Source organism: Streptomyces sp. SCUT-3, assembly GCF_014083985.1.
Lineage (GTDB): Bacteria > Actinomycetota > Actinomycetes > Streptomycetales > Streptomycetaceae > Streptomyces_H > Streptomyces_H thermolineatus.
This window is the reverse complement of record NZ_CP046907.1, coordinates 4167423-4182396: the sequence shown is the minus strand read 5'-3', so window position 1 is coordinate 4182396 and position 14974 is coordinate 4167423. Positions and strand designations below refer to the sequence as shown.

Genomic DNA, 14974 nt, shown 5'->3' with positions numbered 1-14974 from the left:
CGGTCCGGGGCCCTCGACGCGTGCGGAGGAGGCGGCGGGGGACGGAGGGGCCTGCGGCCCGTGCGGTCAGTCCCGGCAGATCAGCAGCAGCGCGCGGTCGTCGTTGACGTCCTTGGCCGCCGCGTCGATCAGCCGCCAGGCGGCGCCGCGGAAGCCGGCCACGATGAACCGGTCGGCCTCCCCGGTCAGCCGGTCGATGCCCTCGGAGATGTCCCGGTCGGAGGTCTCGACGAGGCCGTCGGTGTAGAGCATCAGGACGTCCCCGGAGCGCAGCCGCCCCCTGACGCCCTCGAACTTGGCCCCGTCGTAGACGCCGAGCAGCGGCCCCTCGGCCTCCTTGAGGTCCCAGCGGCCCGCGCCGGAGACCAGGTGCATGGCCGGCAGGTGCCCGGCCGACAGCAGCTCGTACTCCCCCGTGTGCAGGTCCAGCACCAGGTGCACGGAGGTCGCGAACCCCTCCGCCCAGTCCTGGCGCAGCAGGTAGCCGTTGGCGGCCGGGAGGAAGTCGTGCGGGGGCAGGGAGCCGAGGAGGCCGCCGAAGGCCCCGGAGAGCAGCAGGGCGCGCGACCCGGCGTCCATGCCCTTCCCCGAGACGTCGGTGAGCACGGCCTCCAGGTAGCGGCCGCCCGCGCTGCGGGTGGCGACGACGAAGTCCCCGGAGAAGGACTGGCCGCCGGCCGGGCGCAGGGCGATCTCCGCGTGCCACCCCTCCGGCAGGGGCGGCAGTTCACTCTGGACGCGGATGCGCTCGCGCAGGTCGAACAGCATGGTGTGCCCGCGCATCCAGGGGACGCCGACCCGGGAGCGGAACTGGGCGATGAGCAGGCCGGCCAGGCCGACGGCTGCGGTGACCAGGATCGAGCCGGGGGTGACGCGTCCGGGGCCGGAGTCCCAGGGGCCCAGGACGGCGGACTCGACCACCAGGGCGGTCGCGGAGCAGGTGTAGAGCAGGAACAGGCTGGCGGGGCGCAGGACCAGGCCGCCCGCCAGGACCGGCAGCACCAGCGCGCTGGGCGGGCACCAGGTGGGGACGTGGACGGTGGTCGCGGCTATCAGGGGTACGCACAGCAGGAGTACGGTCAGGGCTATCCAGTCGGACCCGTCACCGCGGAAGTAGTCGACCGCGGATTTGCGCAGGCCGACGCGGACCCGGTGGAGCGCCCTGCGCGACCGGGCCGTCAGTGGTTCGGTTGCCGCTGCGCGTGCCATGCCCGAGGACCTTATCCCACCGGCGGACCGGGGAATCGCGTTCCGGCCGGGGGCCGCCGGGCGTGCTCCGGGGACCCGCCCGGTGCGGGGACCGGTCACGGCGCCCCCGCGGCCCGCCGGAGGCGGCCGGGGAGCCGTCCGGAGCGGGCGAAAAGCAGTCGCCCGCGCGTGCGCGCACTGGTAGGCAGAGGGGCATGAGTGCACAAGGTGCCACCGTCCCGGTGGAGTTGAGGACCCTCGTACCCGAGCAGTGGGACGCCTGGTACGCCACGTTGGAGGAGGCCTTCGGAGGAGTCGCCGAGGCGCCCGAGGAGCGGGCGCTGTGGAGGGCGCTGACCGAGACCGGCCGCTCCCTCGCCGCCTGGGACGGCGACGAAGTGGTGGGAACGGCGGGGGCGTTCTCCTTCCGCCTGACGGTCCCCGGCGGCTCCCCGGTGCCGGCCGCGGGCGTGACGATGGTGGGAGTCCTGCCCACCCACCGCAGGCGCGGGGTGCTCCGCTCCCTGATGCGGCGCCAGCTGGACGACATACGCGCCCGCGGCACCGAGCCGCTGGCGGTGCTGACCGCCTCCGAGCCGACGATCTACGGCCGCTTCGGCTACGGCTGCGCGGTCGAGCGGATGTCGCTGTCGATCGACACCACCCGGGTCTCGCTGTCGGCGCCGGAGGGCACGGACGCGGTGCGGCTGCGGCTCGTCCCGCCGGAGAAGGCCGCGGACCGCTGCGAGGAGCTGTACGCGGAGCGGGTGCCGCTGCGACCGGGCATGGTGGCCCGCAGTCCCGGCTGGGAGCGGCTGCCGCTGCTGGACCCGGAGTCCCGGCGGGACGGGGGGTCGCCGCTGCGCTGCGTGGTGGCCGAGGAGGACGGCCGGTTCTGCGGCTACGCGCTGTACTCGGTCAAGCCCGAGTGGGAGGCGGCGGGGCCGAGCGGGACGGTGAGGGTGCGCGACGTCGAGGCCCGCTCGCCCCGGGCGTACGCGGCGCTGTGGCGGTTCCTGGCCGGGATCGACCTGACCTCCTCGGTGGTGGCGCACAGCCGCCCGGTCGACGACCCGGTGCTGCACCTGGTCTCCGACGTCCGGCGCTGCCACGTGTCGGTTCGCGACCTGCTGCACGTCCGGCCGGTGGACGTCGGTGCCGCGCTGTCGGCGCGGGCCTACGCGGCCCCGGTGGACGTGGTGTTCGAGGTCGAGGACGCCTTCTGCCCCTGGAACACCGGGCGTTGGCGGCTGACCGGGGACACCGGGGGCGCGGTGTGCGCGCCGACCCGGGACGCGGCCGACCTGGCCCTGTCCGTCCGGGAGCTGGGATCGGCCTACCTGGGCGGGGTGAGCCTGGCCGCCCTGGCGGGTGCGGGGCGGGTGCGGGAGCTGCGCGCGGGCGCGCTGGAGCGGGCCGCGACGGCCTTCCTCTCCCCCGTCGCGCCCTGGCTGCCGCACGGTTTCTGAGCGGCCGTCCGCTTCCGGGCGGCCGTCTTCCGGGCGGCCGTCCGGGGCGGGGCCGGGCGGTCAGCCGTGCTGGCAGGTGGGGCACCAGAAGAGGTTGCGGGCGGCGAGGGACGCGGTGCGGACCTCGTCGCCGCACACCAGGCACGGCTGCCCGGCGCGGCGGTAGACGTAGACCTCGCCGCCGTGGTCGTCGACGCGGGGCGGGCGCCCCATCGCCTCGGGGGTGTGCTCGGGCCGCACGGTGTCGATCCGGTTGGCGCGCACGCCCTCGCGCATCAGGACGGCCAGGTCGTCCCAGATCGCGTCCCACTCGGCGCGGGCGAGGTCGCGGCCGGGGCGGCGCGGGTCGATGCCGTGCCGGAAGAGGACCTCGGCGCGGTAGACGTTGCCCACCCCGGCCAGGACCTTCTGGTCCATCAGCAGAGCGGCGACGGTGGTGCGGCTGCGGGAGATCCGCAGCCACGCACGCTCCCCGCCGTCGGCGCGCAGGGGGTCGGGGCCGAGGCGGTCGTGCACCGCCTGCTTCTCGGGTTCGGTGATCAGTTCGCATGCGGTGGGGCCGCGCAGGTCGGCGTAGGCGCCGGAGCCCTCGATGCGCAGCCGCACCGCGCCCACGGGCGGCGGGGCGGGGGCGTCCCCGAAGCGGAAGGTGCCGTACAGGCCCAGGTGGACGTGGACCCAGCCGCCGTCGGCGAAGCCGAGGAAGAGGTGCTTGCCGTGGGCGTCGGTGCCGGTGAGGACCTGGCCGTCCAGCAGCGCCGCCCCGTCGGAGAACTTCCCCTGCGGGCTGCTCGCCCGGACCGCCGACCCGGCGAACCGGGTGCGGCAGTCCAGGGCGAGCCGGTGGATGGTGTGGCCCTCGGGCACGTCGGGGCCGTTACTGCTGCTCGGGGAGCGGGGGGAGCTCGCGGGTGGTCTCGTAGTCGGAGAGCATCGCGATGCGGCGGTTGTGGCGCGCCTCGTCGGAGTACGGGGTGGCCAGGAATGCCTCGACGAAGCTCACCGCCTCCTCGGTGGTGTGCATCCGGGCGCCGACGCTGATCACGTTGGCGTTGTTGTGCTCGCGGCCCAGCTTCGCGGTCTCGACGCTCCAGGCGAGGGCGGCGCGGACGCCGATCACCTTGTTGGCGGCGATGGCCTCGCCGTTGCCGGAGCCGCCGATGACGATGCCCAGGCTGCCGGCGTCGCCGGCGGTGCCCTCGGCGGCCCGCAGGCAGAACGGCGGGTAGTCGTCCTGGGCGTCGTAGACGTGGGGGCCGCAGTCGACGGGCTCGTGGCCGTTGGCCTTCAGCCACTCGACGAGGTGGTTCTTGAGTTCGTAACCGGCATGGTCGGAGCCGAGGTACACGCGCATGCCCACGAGTGTGACACGGCTCCGGCGGGGTAGTCGCGGCCGGGTGCCGGCAAGCCGCGGAGGTCACTCTCCGCCACGGAACCCGTCCGGAACCGGGGATTCCGTTTCTGTGCGGCACAGGTTTCAATGCCCGGGTTCGAACCACCGAACAGAAGGAACCTGCATGACCGTGCAACCACCGCAGACGACCGGGGCGACCACCCGTCCCGGAGACCCCGGGGCCGGTCGGACGCCGGTCGGCCGGGAGGACGAATCCGGCCTCAAGGCGGGCCTCAAGAACCGCCACCTGTCCATGATCGCCATCGGCGGCGTGATCGGCGCCGGGCTCTTCGTCGGTTCCGGGGCCGGCATCGCGGCCACCGGGCCCGGCATCCTGATCTCCTACGCGCTGGCCGGCCTGCTGGTCGTGCTGGTGATGCGGATGCTGGGCGAGATGGCCGCGGCACACCCCACCAGCGGCTCGTTCTCCGCCTACGCCGACCGGGCCCTGGGCCGGTGGGCGGGCTTCACCATCGGCTGGCTCTACTGGTTCTTCTGGGTCGTGGTCCTCGCCGTCGAGGCGACGGCCGGGGCGCAGATCCTCACCGGCTGGATACCCGCGGTCCCGCAGTGGGCGTGGGCGCTGCTGGTGATGGTGGTGCTCACCGCCACCAACCTGGCCGCCGTCGGCGCCTACGGCGAGTTCGAGTTCTGGTTCGCCGGGATCAAGGTCGTGGCGATCGGCGCGTTCATCGTCGTCGGCGGCCTGGCCGTGTTCGGCCTGCTGCCGGGCACCGAGGCGGTCGGCACCTCGAACCTGCTCGACCGCGGCGGCTTCCTGCCCAACGGGCCCGGCGCGGTCCTGTCCGGGATGCTGCTGGTCGTCTTCTCCTTCATGGGCAGCGAGATCGTCACCCTGGCCGCCGGGGAGTCCGCCGAGCCGGAGAAGGCGGTCGGCCGGGCGACCAACAGCGTGATCTGGCGCATCGGCGTCTTCTACCTCGGTTCGATCCTGGTCGTGGTCTCGCTGCTGCCCTGGGACGCCGAGGGGATCGTCGCGCACGGCCCGTACGTGGCGGCGCTGAAGGAGATCGGTATTCCGCACGCGGGCACCGTGATGGACGTCATCGTGCTGACCGCCGTGCTGTCGTGCCTGAACTCCGGCCTGTACACCGCCTCGCGGATGGCGTTCTCGCTGGGGCGGCGCGGCGACGCGCCGGCCTCGTTCGGCCGCACCACCGGCAGGGGCGTGCCCGCCGCCGCGATCTGGGCCTCGGTGGCCTTCGGCTTCGTGGCGGTGTTCTTCAACTACACCTCCCCGGAGACCGTCTTCCAGTTCCTGCTGAACTCCTCCGGCGCGGTCGCGCTGTTCGTGTGGCTGGTCATCTGCTTCTCGCAGCTGCGCATGCGGCGGATCATCGAGCGGGAGACGCCGGAGCGGCTGACCGTGCGGATGTGGCTGTACCCGTACCTGACCTGGGCCACGATCGCCCTGATCCTGTGCGTCGTGGGGTACATGTTCGTCGACCCCGAGGGGCGCGAGCAGATGGTGATGTCGGTGCTGGTGGGCGTGCTGGTGCTGGCCGTCGGCCTCGTGCGCGGCCGCCGCGCCCGCTCCCCGCGCCCCTGAGGCCCCGGGGCCCGGCCGCCGGCGGGGCGGCGCACCGCGGTGACGCGCCGCGGCGACGCGCCGCCGCGGCACAACGGCGACGGGGCCCCGCGCCGGCGGACTGCCGGTGCGGGGCCCCGTCGCGGGACGTGCGGGAGGGCCCGGCCTCAGCCGCGGCGGCCGGCCAGCTTCCAGGCGGTCGGCAGGGCCCCCATGGCCAGCGCGGCCTTGAGGGCGTCGCCGACGAGGTAGGGCACCAGGCCCAGGGCCGCGGCCTCGCCGAGGGAGACGTTCAGGGCGAACGCCAGGTAGGGCACGCCGACCGCGTAGATCACCGCGCTGCCCAGGGCCATCGTGCCCGCGGTCCGCAGCACGCTGCGGTCGCCGCCGCGCCGGGCGACCGCTCCGACGACGGCCGCGGCCAGCAGCATGCCGAGGATGTAGCCGAAGCTGGGCATGGCCGCGCCGGAGGAGCCCTCGGCGAACCACGGCACGCCCGCCACGCCGGCCACCGCGTACAGCGCCAGGGACAGGAAGCCGCGGCGGGTGCCGAGCGCGGTGCCCACCAGCAGGGCGGCGAAGGTCTGGCCGGTCACCGGGACCGGGGAGCCGGGCACCGGGAGGGAGAGCTGGGCGGCCGCTCCGGTGAGGGCTGCGCCGCCGAGGACGAGGGCGGCGTCGCGTACGCGGGCCCGCGAGACGGTGGATGCGGGCAGCAGGTCGGCCAGGACCGTGCCGGTCCGGGCGGGGGCGACGGCGGTGCTCATCGGCTCTCCCTGGGGGTCGGGGACGTGAAGGTTCGGTGTGACGTTAACTCACCGCTCACCACCTCATCACCGTGAGGTGACGACAAACACTCGCCGGTCCGCTTGGAGGCTTCGGTGCAACGGCGAGGTGGCGGGCGGCGACCGTAGGTCACGGCATACCCCCAGGTCACGTGAGGATCATCACGGTTGGGCCGGGCGCGCCGGGGCACCGTTGCCCGGGGGGCGGCTCCGTGCTGACACTGTGGAGTCCCGCCAAAGCACCCGCAAGATCGTGAGCACCATGCAGCAGCAGTTCCCGGAAACGCCCGAACCGCTCTCGCCGAGCCTGAAGCAACGCCACCTGACCATGCTCGGGCTGGGCGGGGTGATCGGCGCCGGGCTCTTCGTCGGGTCGGGCGCCGGAATCGCCCTGGCCGGCCCCGGGATCGTGGTGTCCTACCTGATCGCGGGCGCGCTGGCGATGCTGATCATGCGGATGCTCGGGGAGATGTCCTCGGCGATCCCGGCCTCGGGCTCGTTCTCGGTGCACGCGGAGCGGGCGTTCGGCCGCTGGGCGGGCTTCACCGTCGGCTGGCTGTACTGGATCCTGCTGGTGGTGGTGCTGGCGGTGGAGGCCACCGGCGCGGCGACGATCGCGTCCGGGTGGCTGCCCGGGATGCCGCAGTGGGCGTGGGTGCTGCTGTTCATGGTGGTCTTCACCGCGGTCAACCTGGCCACGGTGAAGTCGTTCGGCGAGTTCGAGTTCTGGTTCGCCGCGATCAAGGTGGGCGCGATCGTGCTCTTCCTGGTCCTGGGCCTGCTCGCGGTCCTGGGCGTGCTCCCGGACACCTCGCCGGTGGGCATGTCCCACCTGACCGGCGACGGCGGCTTCCTGCCGCAGGGCTGGGGCGGGGTGCTGGCGGGGGTCCTCGCCGTGGTCTTCGCCTTCGGCGGCCTGGAGGTGGTGACCATCGCGGCCGCCGAGTCCGACGACCCGGCCCGCTCGGTGGGCCGCGCGGTGCGCAGCGCGGTGTGGCGCATCCTGCTGTTCTACGTCGGATCGATGCTGGTGGTCGTCGCCCTGCTGCCGTGGGACTCCGTCAGGCCGGGCACCAGCCCGTACGTGGCGGTGCTGGACCGGATCGGGGTCCCGGGCGCGGGCCAGATCATGAACGTCGTGGTCTTCGTGGCCCTGCTGTCGGCGCTCAACGCCAACCTCTACGGCGCCTCCCGGATGGCGTTCTCGCTGGCCGAGCGGGGCGAGGGCCCGAAGGCGCTGCTGGCCGTGTCCGGGGCGGGCGTCCCCCGGTTCGCGGTGATCGCCTCGGTCGCCTTCGGCTTCGTCTCGGTGGGCCTGAACCTGCTGTGGCCGGACACCGTCTTCCTCTACCTGCTCAACGCCGTGGGCGCGGTGCTGCTGGTCGTGTGGAGCCTGATCGCGGCCTCGCAGCTGCGGCTGCGGCGCGTGCTGGAGCGGGAGGCCCCGGACCGGCTGAAGCTGCGGATGTGGGGCTTCCCCTGGCTGACCTGGGCGGCTCTGGCCGGGATGGCGGCGGTGCTGGTCCTGATGCTCACCGACGCCGCCGCCCGGGTGCAGGTGGCCAGCTGCGCGGTGCTGACGGCCGTGGTGCTGGCCGTCGGCCTGGTGCGCGAGCGGCGGCTGCGGCGGGCCGCCCCTGCGGCGCCGGCCGGCGAGTAACCGGCCCTCCCGCCCCGCCCCCGGGCCCGCGAGCAAATCGCAGACAGTACGCAGTTGCGAACGGTTCGCAGGTTTCCCGGCGGGGAAGGATGAGGACGGCCGCCGGTGCCGCGGCATACCCTCGGACGGCCCGCGCGCGTGATCGTCTTCTCACCCTTCACGGCCGCGCGGGCACAGGGGAGGGCCCCGCGCGTTCGCACCGCGCGGGGCCCTCCGCCGTACCGGGCCGCCCCCCGTCGCGGCGGGCGGTCGCTCGTCCGCCCGCTCAGTCGAAGGACGGGCCGACGGTGCGGGTGCGCTTGAGCTCGTAGAAGCCGGGGGTGGCGGCGACCAGCAGGGTGCCGTCCCACAGGCGGCCGGCGGCCTCCCCCCTGGGGGCGGGGGTGACGACCGGGCCGAAGAACGCCACGCGCTCGCCGTCGGGGCCGGGCACGGCGATGACCGGGGTGCCCACGTCCTCGCCCACCAGGTCGATGCCGGCCCGGTGCGAGGCCCGCAGCCTCCCGTCGTGCTCGTCGCTGTCGGCGGCGTCCGCGAGGGAGGCGTCCAGACCGGCCTCGCGCAGGGCGGCGGCGAGGGTGTCCCGGTCCTGCGGCAGGCCCTCGTTGTGGAAACGGGTGCCGATCGCCGTGTAGAGGGGCCCCAGGACGTCCTGGCCGTACTTCTCGGCGGCCGCGACGCACACCCGCACCGGGCCCCACGCACGCTCCAGCAGTTCCCGGTACTCCTCGGGCAGTTCGTCGAGGCGGTTCTCGTTGAGCACGGCCAGGCTCATCACGTTCCAGCGCACGGTGACCGGGCGGACCTTCTCCACCTCCAGCATCCAGCGGGACGACACCCAGGCCCACGGGCACAGGGGGTCGAACCAGAAGTCGGCGGTCCTGCTCTCGGCCTCTGCCGTCACGGCTGCTCCTTCACGCGGTGGTCCGGGCCGGCCGGCCCGGCACGGTTCCCGGTTCAGCGGCAACGCGGCCGGGGAGCCGCGCATTCCCGCAAATGCTCCGTGGGATGATGCCGACGGCCGTCGATCTGCCCGCCGCAGCCGTTTTTGTACGTACCCGTTCCGACGAAGGAGTCGCGAAGTGCCCGGCGAGAACCTCACCCGCGAGGAGGCCCGGGAGCGGGCCGCAATGCTGACAGTGGACGGCTACGACGTCGCGCTCGACCTGCGGTCGGCCACCGAGCCGGTCGCCGACGCCTCGGCGGGGGTCTTCCGCTCCGTCACCACCGTCCGGTTCCGGTGCTCCTCCCCCGGGGCCTCCACCCATCTGGACCTGATCGCCCCGGCGGTGCGCTCGGTCTCCCTCAACGGCCGCGCCCTGGACCCGGCCGAGGTCTTCGACGGCTCCCGGATCGCGCTGGCCGGACTGGAGGCCGAGAACGAGGTCGTGGTCGACGCCTCCTGCGCCTACAGCCGCACCGGGGAGGGCATGCACCGCTTCACCGACCCGGTGGACGGCGAGACCTACCTCTACACCCAGTACGAGCCGGCCGACTCGCGCCGGGTCTTCGCCAACTTCGAGCAGCCCGACCTCAAGGCCCCCTTCACCTTCACCGTCACCGCCCCCGCGCACTGGACGGTGATCAGCAACTCCGCGGCCACCGGCGACCCCGAGCCCGCCGGGGAGGGGGCGGCGGTGTGGCGGTTCGCGCCCACCCTGCCGATCTCCACCTACATCACCGCCGTGGTCGCCGGGCCGTACCACGTCGTGCGCGACCACTACGCGCGCACCCTGCCCGACGGCACCGTGCTGGACGTCCCCCTGGGCGCGCTGTGCCGCGCCTCCCTGGCCCGGCACTTCGACGCCGACGACGTCTTCACCGTCACCAAGCAGGGCCTGGACTTCTTCCACGACCACTTCGACTACCCGTACCCGTTCGGCAAGTACGACCAGGCGTTCGTGCCCGAGTACAACCTCGGCGCGATGGAGAACCCCGGCTGCGTGACCTTCACCGAGGAGTACGTCTTCCGCGGCAAGGTGACGCAGGCCTCCTACGAGGGCCGGGCCAACGTCGTCCTGCACGAGATGGCCCACATGTGGTTCGGCGACCTGGTCACCATGCGGTGGTGGGACGACCTGTGGCTCAAGGAGTCCTTCGCCGACTTCATGGGCACCTTCTCCCAGGTCGGGGCGACCCGCTTCCCGAACGCCTGGATCACCTTCGCCAACCGCCGCAAGGCGTGGGCGTACCGGGCCGACCAGCTGCCCTCCACCCACCCGGTCACCGCCGACATCCGGGACCTGGAGGACGCCAAGCTCAACTTCGACGGCATCACCTACGCCAAGGGCGCCTCCGTCCTCAAGCAGCTCGTCGCCTACGCGGGGCAGGACGCGTTCCTGGAGGGCGCGCGGCGCTACTTCAAGCGGCACGCCTTCGGCAACACCCGCCTGGAGGACCTGCTCGCCGTGCTGGAGGAGACCTCCGGGCGCGACATGGCCGCCTGGTCGCGCGCCTGGCTGCAGACCGCCGGGGTCAACTCCCTGACCCCGCAGGTCACCCACGGCCCCGACGGCCGCATCGCCGAGATCGCGGTGCTGCAGGGGGCGGACGGGGAGCACCCGGCCCTGCGCCCGCACCGGGTCGCCGTGGCGCTGTACCGGCTCGACGCGGACGGCGCCCTGGTGCGCGCCGAGCGCGCCGAGGTGGACGTCGACGGCGCCCGCACCGCCGTGCCCGCCCTGGCCGGCGCCGAGCGGGCGGACGTGGTGCTGGTCAACGACGACGACCTGACGTACTGCAAGGCGCGGTTCGACGAGGACTCCCTCGCCGCCGTGCGCGAGCACCTGGGCGACTTCGCCGACCCGATGGCCCGCGCCCTGGCCTGGTCGGCGCTGTGGAACGCCACCCGCGACGGCCTGCTGCCCGCCCGCGAGTGGATCGGGCTGGTGCTGCGCCACGCCGGCCGGGAGAGCGAGGTCGGCGTGCTGCAGGCACTGCACCAGCAGGCGCGGACCGCGCTCGAGCACTACACCGACCCCGCCTCCCGGGAGCAGGGCCGCCTGCTCCTCGCCCGCGGGGCGGAGCGCGAGCTGCGCCGGGCCGAGCCGGGCAGCGACCACCAGCTGGCCTGGGCCCGCCTCTACGCCGCCACGGCCTCCACCGAGCCCGAACTGGCCCTGCTGAAGCGCCTGCTGGACGGCGCTGAGGAGATCGACGGCCTGGACGTGGACCAGGAGCTGCGGTGGGCGTTCCAGGACGCCCTGGCCGCCGGCGGGGCGGCGGACGAAGCCGCACTGGCGGCCGAGCTCGCCCGCGACGACACCGCCTCCGGCAGGCGCCACCAAACCCGCTGCCTGGCAGCCCGGCCCTCGGCGCAGGCCAAGGCCGAGGCGTGGGCCGCGGTCGTGGAGTCCGACGCCCTCTCCAACGCCCTGGTCGAGGCCACCATCGCCGGCTTCGCCCGCAGCGGTCAGCGGGAGCTGACGGCCCCCTACGCCGAGCCGTACTTCGAGGTGCTGGAACGGATCTGGGCGGAGCGGTCGATCGAGATCGCGATGGCGGTGGTGCGCGGCCTGTTCCCGATGCACCAGGCATCGCCCGGGATGCTGGAGCGTGCCGACGCCTGGCTGGCCGGGCACGAGGACGCGGCGCCCGCGCTGCGCCGCCTGGTGCTGGAGGGCCGCGACGACATGGCACGCGCGCTGCGCGCCCGGGCCTGCGACACGGCCGCGGGCGGCTGACCGGCGGCTGCCTGCCGCCGGGTTGCGCAGGCCGGGTTGCGCAGGCCGAGGTGCGGCGGCCGGGCTGCGGCGGGCGGGAGCGCGCCGCAACCCGGCCCCGGCCGCAGCGCCCGCAGCCCTCCCGGGCGCGGGCACACCCCGCCCGGGAGGACGGCCGACACTCGAACATGCGTACTTTAGCGCTGGACTGTCCGCATTTGTCGACAGCTCTGTAACAGCGGTTAGGGGACCTGCCGCCCGCGGGAATCGGGAAGGGCATGAACCACGAGACCCCTCTGAGTTCCCGCCGGCCGGACCGCCCGGCGCGCACCCACCGCAGGGTGGTGACCGCCCGTCTGCTCGTCGAGCACGGCCTCCCCGCCGACGTCGTCGCCGACCGCTGCCGGCCCGGCGGGCCGTGGCAGGAACTGCTGCCGGGCGTCCTCCTGCTGCACGACCTGCCCCCGACCCCCGAGGACCGGCTGCACGCGGCGCTGCTGTACGCCGCACCGGCGGAGGAAGAGCCGGGGGAGGCGGCGGACGGCGCGGAGGAGGCGGACGGCGCGGAGGGGGCCGGGACGTACGGGGGCGGCTCCTGCGCCCCGATGGTCACCGGCATGGCCGCCCTGGCGCTGCACGGTCTCGACGCGGCCCGGCAGCGCCAGACGCGGGCCCGTCCCGCGGCGCCCCGGGTCGACGTGCTGGTCGCCGGTCCGCACCGGCCCGCCGACGCCGGCTTCGTACGCGTGACCGGCGCCGTCCGCGGCTCGCTGCCGCACCCCGTCGTGGTCGACGGGGTGCCGTGCGCGCCGGTGCCGCGCGCCCTGGCCGACGCGGTGGCCCGGCTGCACGACCCGCACTCGGTGCGGACGCTGCTCGTTGAGGCGGTGCGCGGCGGCCGCTGCGACGCGGCCTCGGCGGTCCGCGAACTGGCCGCGGCCGGCCAGCTCTCCCGCCCCCACGTGGTGGACGCCGCCGACGCCCTGCTGGCGCAGGACCGCACGGCGTCGGAGGGCCTGCTGTACGAGATGGTGCGCGGCGCCGAGGTGCCCGACCCGCTGTGGAACGTCGACCTGAAGGTCCCCGGCGGCCCCTGGCTGGGCGGGGTGGACGCCTACTGGCCGGACCACGGCGTGGTGCTGGAGCTGGACACCCGCTCGGTGGACGACGGCGAGGCGCTGTGGTCGGCCGGCGTGGAACGGCGCGAGCACCTGGAGCTGCTGGGACTGCAGGTCCTGCGGGTCACCCCGGACCAGCTGCGCGACTCCGTGCCGCAGCAGGCGCGGACCCTGCGCACCGCCCTGCTGATGTCCTCCGAACTCCCCGGTGCCGCACGCCTGGTGGTCCTCCCCCGCTGAGGCCCCGCCCCGCACCGCCCCGGCGGAGGGGGCCGGGGCGGCCGGGGCCCGGGGCGGTCAGGGCTTCTTCAGCAGCAGCTCGGTGTTGCGGTCGCCCGGCTCCCCGGCCTTGCCGGGCCGGGCCCCGGGCGCGTTGTGGGCGAGTTCGCGGTAGAGCGCGGCCAGCCCGGTCTGCGACAGGTCGCCGAAGTCGGTGCGGTACGGGGCCGCGGACTCGATCAGGGTGGCGAACAGCGACAGCGTGCCGTCGTGGTTGTCGGCCAGCTCGACGACCCGGGCCAGCTGGGGGTCGTCGATGTGCGAGGCCGTGCTGATCTCCCAGAAGGAGCGCGCGGCGTCGGGGTGGCGGTGGGGGGTGATCCTGTTGCGGTGGCTGTGGCCGTTGATCCACGCCGCGACGCAGGGGTGCTCGTGCAGGAGGGCGACGACCTCGTCCCCGCCGTGCCGCGTCTCGCCGGGGCGGGCCGGGTCGGGTCGGGGTGCAGGTTGCGCATGGTGGTGCTGGTGTGGTGGCTGAAGACGATCACCGAGGCGTCGGCGTGCCGCTCCAGCGTGCGCTCCAGCCAGCGCAGTTGGGCGGTGCCGAGGGAGCCCTCGTAGTGGCCGCCCGCGTCGGTGGTGTCCAGGCTGACGCCGACCACGCCCTCGGCCACGGCGAAGGTGTAGTACATCCGCCCGGTCTCCAGGTTCGCGGCGGTGTAGCCGTGCCCGGCCGGCCCCTTTCCCGCCCAGCGCTCCTGCAGGTGGCGGGCGACGTACTCCTTCGGCGTGTACGGGGCGCGCCGCTCGTCGGGGGTGACGGTGCGCATCCTCCCCGCGTACCGCCGCAGCACGTCCTTGAAGATCTCCCCCTGCGGGTCGCGGCCCTTGCGGACCGCCTTCCACAGCGCTGCGCCCTCGGGCCCGGGAAGGCTCTCCAGCTTGCGCGAGCCGGTGACGAAGCCGGCCAGCACCGGGTCGCCCGCCGCGTAGCAGCCGCCGGGCAGCCGGTCGTGGTTGCCGACCGTGGAGTACCACGGCACGGACAGGCCGGGGCTGTGCACCGTGCGCAGGGCGGCGTCGAGGAAGCCGTCGATGCGGGGGAAGCCGGCCCGCTTGTCGGCGTCGCGCAGTCCGCTGCCGGGATGCCAGTACAGCTCCAGCCCGGAGTCCTGCACGCCCTCGTACGACCTCGGGTCCCCGCTGTTGGGGGTGATCCGGCCCCCGCTCATGACGGCCAGGAACCAGTCCAGCTCGATCGAGGAGTTGTTGTCGGTGTTGTCGCCGGTGGTCATGACGAAGGAGACCGGCAGCCCGGTGTTCGGGCCGCCCCGCAGGGCGTTGACCCGTTCCACCAGGGCGACCGCGCCCGCCACCGACAGCGCCTCCTGCGGCCGCCACGCGCTGGCCGTCTGCCCGCGCAGGTACTCGTAGCGCAGCGGGCTCTGCACGTCGACCACGTGCAGGTCGGTGAACTGCACGAAGCAGCCCAGCGGGGTGCGCCGGGCGTCCCTGCCGCCACCGGCGTCCGCCAGGTCGGTGCGCACCACGGCGGGCCAGGCGGGGCCGGGGCGCATGCGCCGGTAGCCGGTGCCGCCGGGGAAGGCCGAGGCGGCCTCGAGGGTGGTGCCGGTGCCCACCGGGCGGTTCGTGCCTCCCGGCAGCCGCCGGGAGGCGGTGTGCACCCCGGCCGGTGGTGCGGCGGTCGCGCTGCGGGGGCCGGTGCCGGCCCCCCAGCCGGCCGCGGACGCCGCGACGGCGGTCCCCCCGGCCAGCAGCAGGGTGCGTCGGTCGATCCTGGAGGTGGCGTGTGTGGTCCGGGACATGCGCGGTCCCCCCGGGGTACGGGTGCGAAGGTGTGTCCGTCTCCCCGGAGCATCGGCACCCCCGGTGGCGGGGGGTCGAACTCCGACCGAACGCGGAACACCGTT

Annotated in this window: 10 protein-coding genes and 1 pseudogene; 5 read left to right on the top strand and 6 right to left on the bottom strand. The window is 74.6% G+C overall.

From position 1 onward, the window contains the following. Window positions 1–66: 66 nt before the first annotated feature. Window positions 67–1209 carry a PP2C family protein-serine/threonine phosphatase gene (locus GQS52_RS18495; RefSeq protein WP_182314482.1) on the bottom strand — a complete coding sequence of 381 codons (1143 nt, stop codon included), beginning with the start codon at window positions 1207–1209 and terminating at the stop codon, window positions 67–69. A gap of 194 nt (window positions 1210–1403) precedes the next feature. Here GQS52_RS18495 and GQS52_RS18490 point away from each other — a divergent pair, with 194 nt between their 5' ends. Further along, a complete protein-coding gene (locus GQS52_RS18490) occupies window positions 1404–2657 on the top strand; it encodes a GNAT family N-acetyltransferase (RefSeq protein WP_182314481.1) in 1254 nt (417 codons plus the stop codon). 60 nt (window positions 2658–2717) lie between these two features. Here the strand turns inward: GQS52_RS18490 and GQS52_RS18485 are convergent, their stop codons facing one another. Both GQS52_RS18485 and GQS52_RS18480 read right to left on the bottom strand, forming a co-directional pair. Next, window positions 2718–3524, bottom strand: a complete 807-nt coding sequence (locus tag GQS52_RS18485; RefSeq protein WP_182314480.1) for a DNA-formamidopyrimidine glycosylase family protein — start codon at window positions 3522–3524, stop codon at window positions 2718–2720. Window positions 3525–3534: 10 nt separating this feature from the next. After that, a complete protein-coding gene (locus GQS52_RS18480) occupies window positions 3535–4011 on the bottom strand; it encodes a ribose-5-phosphate isomerase (protein WP_182314479.1) in 477 nt (158 codons plus the stop codon). A 163-nt stretch (window positions 4012–4174) separates the two neighbouring features. Here GQS52_RS18480 and GQS52_RS18475 point away from each other — a divergent pair, with 163 nt between their 5' ends. Continuing rightward, window positions 4175–5620, top strand: coding sequence for an amino acid permease (locus GQS52_RS18475; RefSeq protein ID WP_182314478.1), 1446 nt, complete (start codon window positions 4175–4177; stop codon window positions 5618–5620). 146 nt (window positions 5621–5766) lie between these two features. Here the strand turns inward: GQS52_RS18475 and GQS52_RS18470 are convergent, their stop codons facing one another. Further along, window positions 5767–6366 carry a biotin transporter BioY gene (locus GQS52_RS18470; protein WP_182314477.1) on the bottom strand — a complete coding sequence of 200 codons (600 nt, stop codon included), beginning with the start codon at window positions 6364–6366 and terminating at the stop codon, window positions 5767–5769. Between the two features lie 280 nt (window positions 6367–6646). Here GQS52_RS18470 and GQS52_RS18465 point away from each other — a divergent pair, with 280 nt between their 5' ends. Continuing rightward, the gene (locus GQS52_RS18465; RefSeq protein WP_182316550.1) at window positions 6647–8044 is read left to right on the top strand and encodes an amino acid permease; all 1398 of its coding nucleotides are present in this window, start codon (window positions 6647–6649) and stop codon (window positions 8042–8044) included. A 265-nt stretch (window positions 8045–8309) separates the two neighbouring features. On the opposite strand, the gene GQS52_RS18460 is transcribed toward GQS52_RS18465, so the two are convergent. Next, complete coding sequence (locus tag GQS52_RS18460) at window positions 8310–8948, bottom strand: DsbA family protein (protein WP_259370848.1); 639 nt, start codon at window positions 8946–8948, stop codon at window positions 8310–8312. Between the two features lie 178 nt (window positions 8949–9126). Here GQS52_RS18460 and pepN point away from each other — a divergent pair, with 178 nt between their 5' ends. Both pepN and GQS52_RS18450 read left to right on the top strand, forming a co-directional pair. Continuing rightward, window positions 9127–11727: an aminopeptidase N gene (gene pepN, locus GQS52_RS18455; RefSeq protein ID WP_182314475.1), complete on the top strand. Its 2601-nt coding sequence runs from the start codon at window positions 9127–9129 to the stop codon at window positions 11725–11727. A 257-nt stretch (window positions 11728–11984) separates the two neighbouring features. Beyond that, window positions 11985–13064 carry a hypothetical protein gene (locus GQS52_RS18450; RefSeq protein ID WP_182314474.1) on the top strand — a complete coding sequence of 360 codons (1080 nt, stop codon included), beginning with the start codon at window positions 11985–11987 and terminating at the stop codon, window positions 13062–13064. 57 nt (window positions 13065–13121) lie between these two features. Here GQS52_RS18450 and GQS52_RS18445 read toward each other — a convergent pair. Continuing rightward, window positions 13122–14869 (bottom strand): annotated as a pseudogene (locus GQS52_RS18445) (TIGR03767 family metallophosphoesterase). Between the last annotated feature and the right edge of the window lie 105 nt (window positions 14870–14974).

Excerpts from the sequence above, each read along its gene's own strand:
- GQS52_RS18495 (WP_182314482.1), bottom strand. The coding sequence starts at position 1,209 with ATGGCACGCGCAGCGGCAACCGAACCACTGACGGCCCGGTCGCGCAGG.
- GQS52_RS18490 (WP_182314481.1), top strand. The coding sequence starts at position 1,404 with ATGAGTGCACAAGGTGCCACCGTCCCGGTGGAGTTGAGGACCCTCGTA.
- GQS52_RS18480 (WP_182314479.1), bottom strand. The coding sequence starts at position 4,011 with ATGCGCGTGTACCTCGGCTCCGACCATGCCGGTTACGAACTCAAGAAC.
- GQS52_RS18475 (WP_182314478.1), top strand. The coding sequence starts at position 4,175 with ATGACCGTGCAACCACCGCAGACGACCGGGGCGACCACCCGTCCCGGA.
- GQS52_RS18470 (WP_182314477.1), bottom strand. The coding sequence starts at position 6,366 with ATGAGCACCGCCGTCGCCCCCGCCCGGACCGGCACGGTCCTGGCCGAC.
- GQS52_RS18465 (WP_182316550.1), top strand. The coding sequence starts at position 6,647 with ATGCAGCAGCAGTTCCCGGAAACGCCCGAACCGCTCTCGCCGAGCCTG.
- GQS52_RS18450 (WP_182314474.1), top strand. The coding sequence starts at position 11,985 with ATGAACCACGAGACCCCTCTGAGTTCCCGCCGGCCGGACCGCCCGGCG.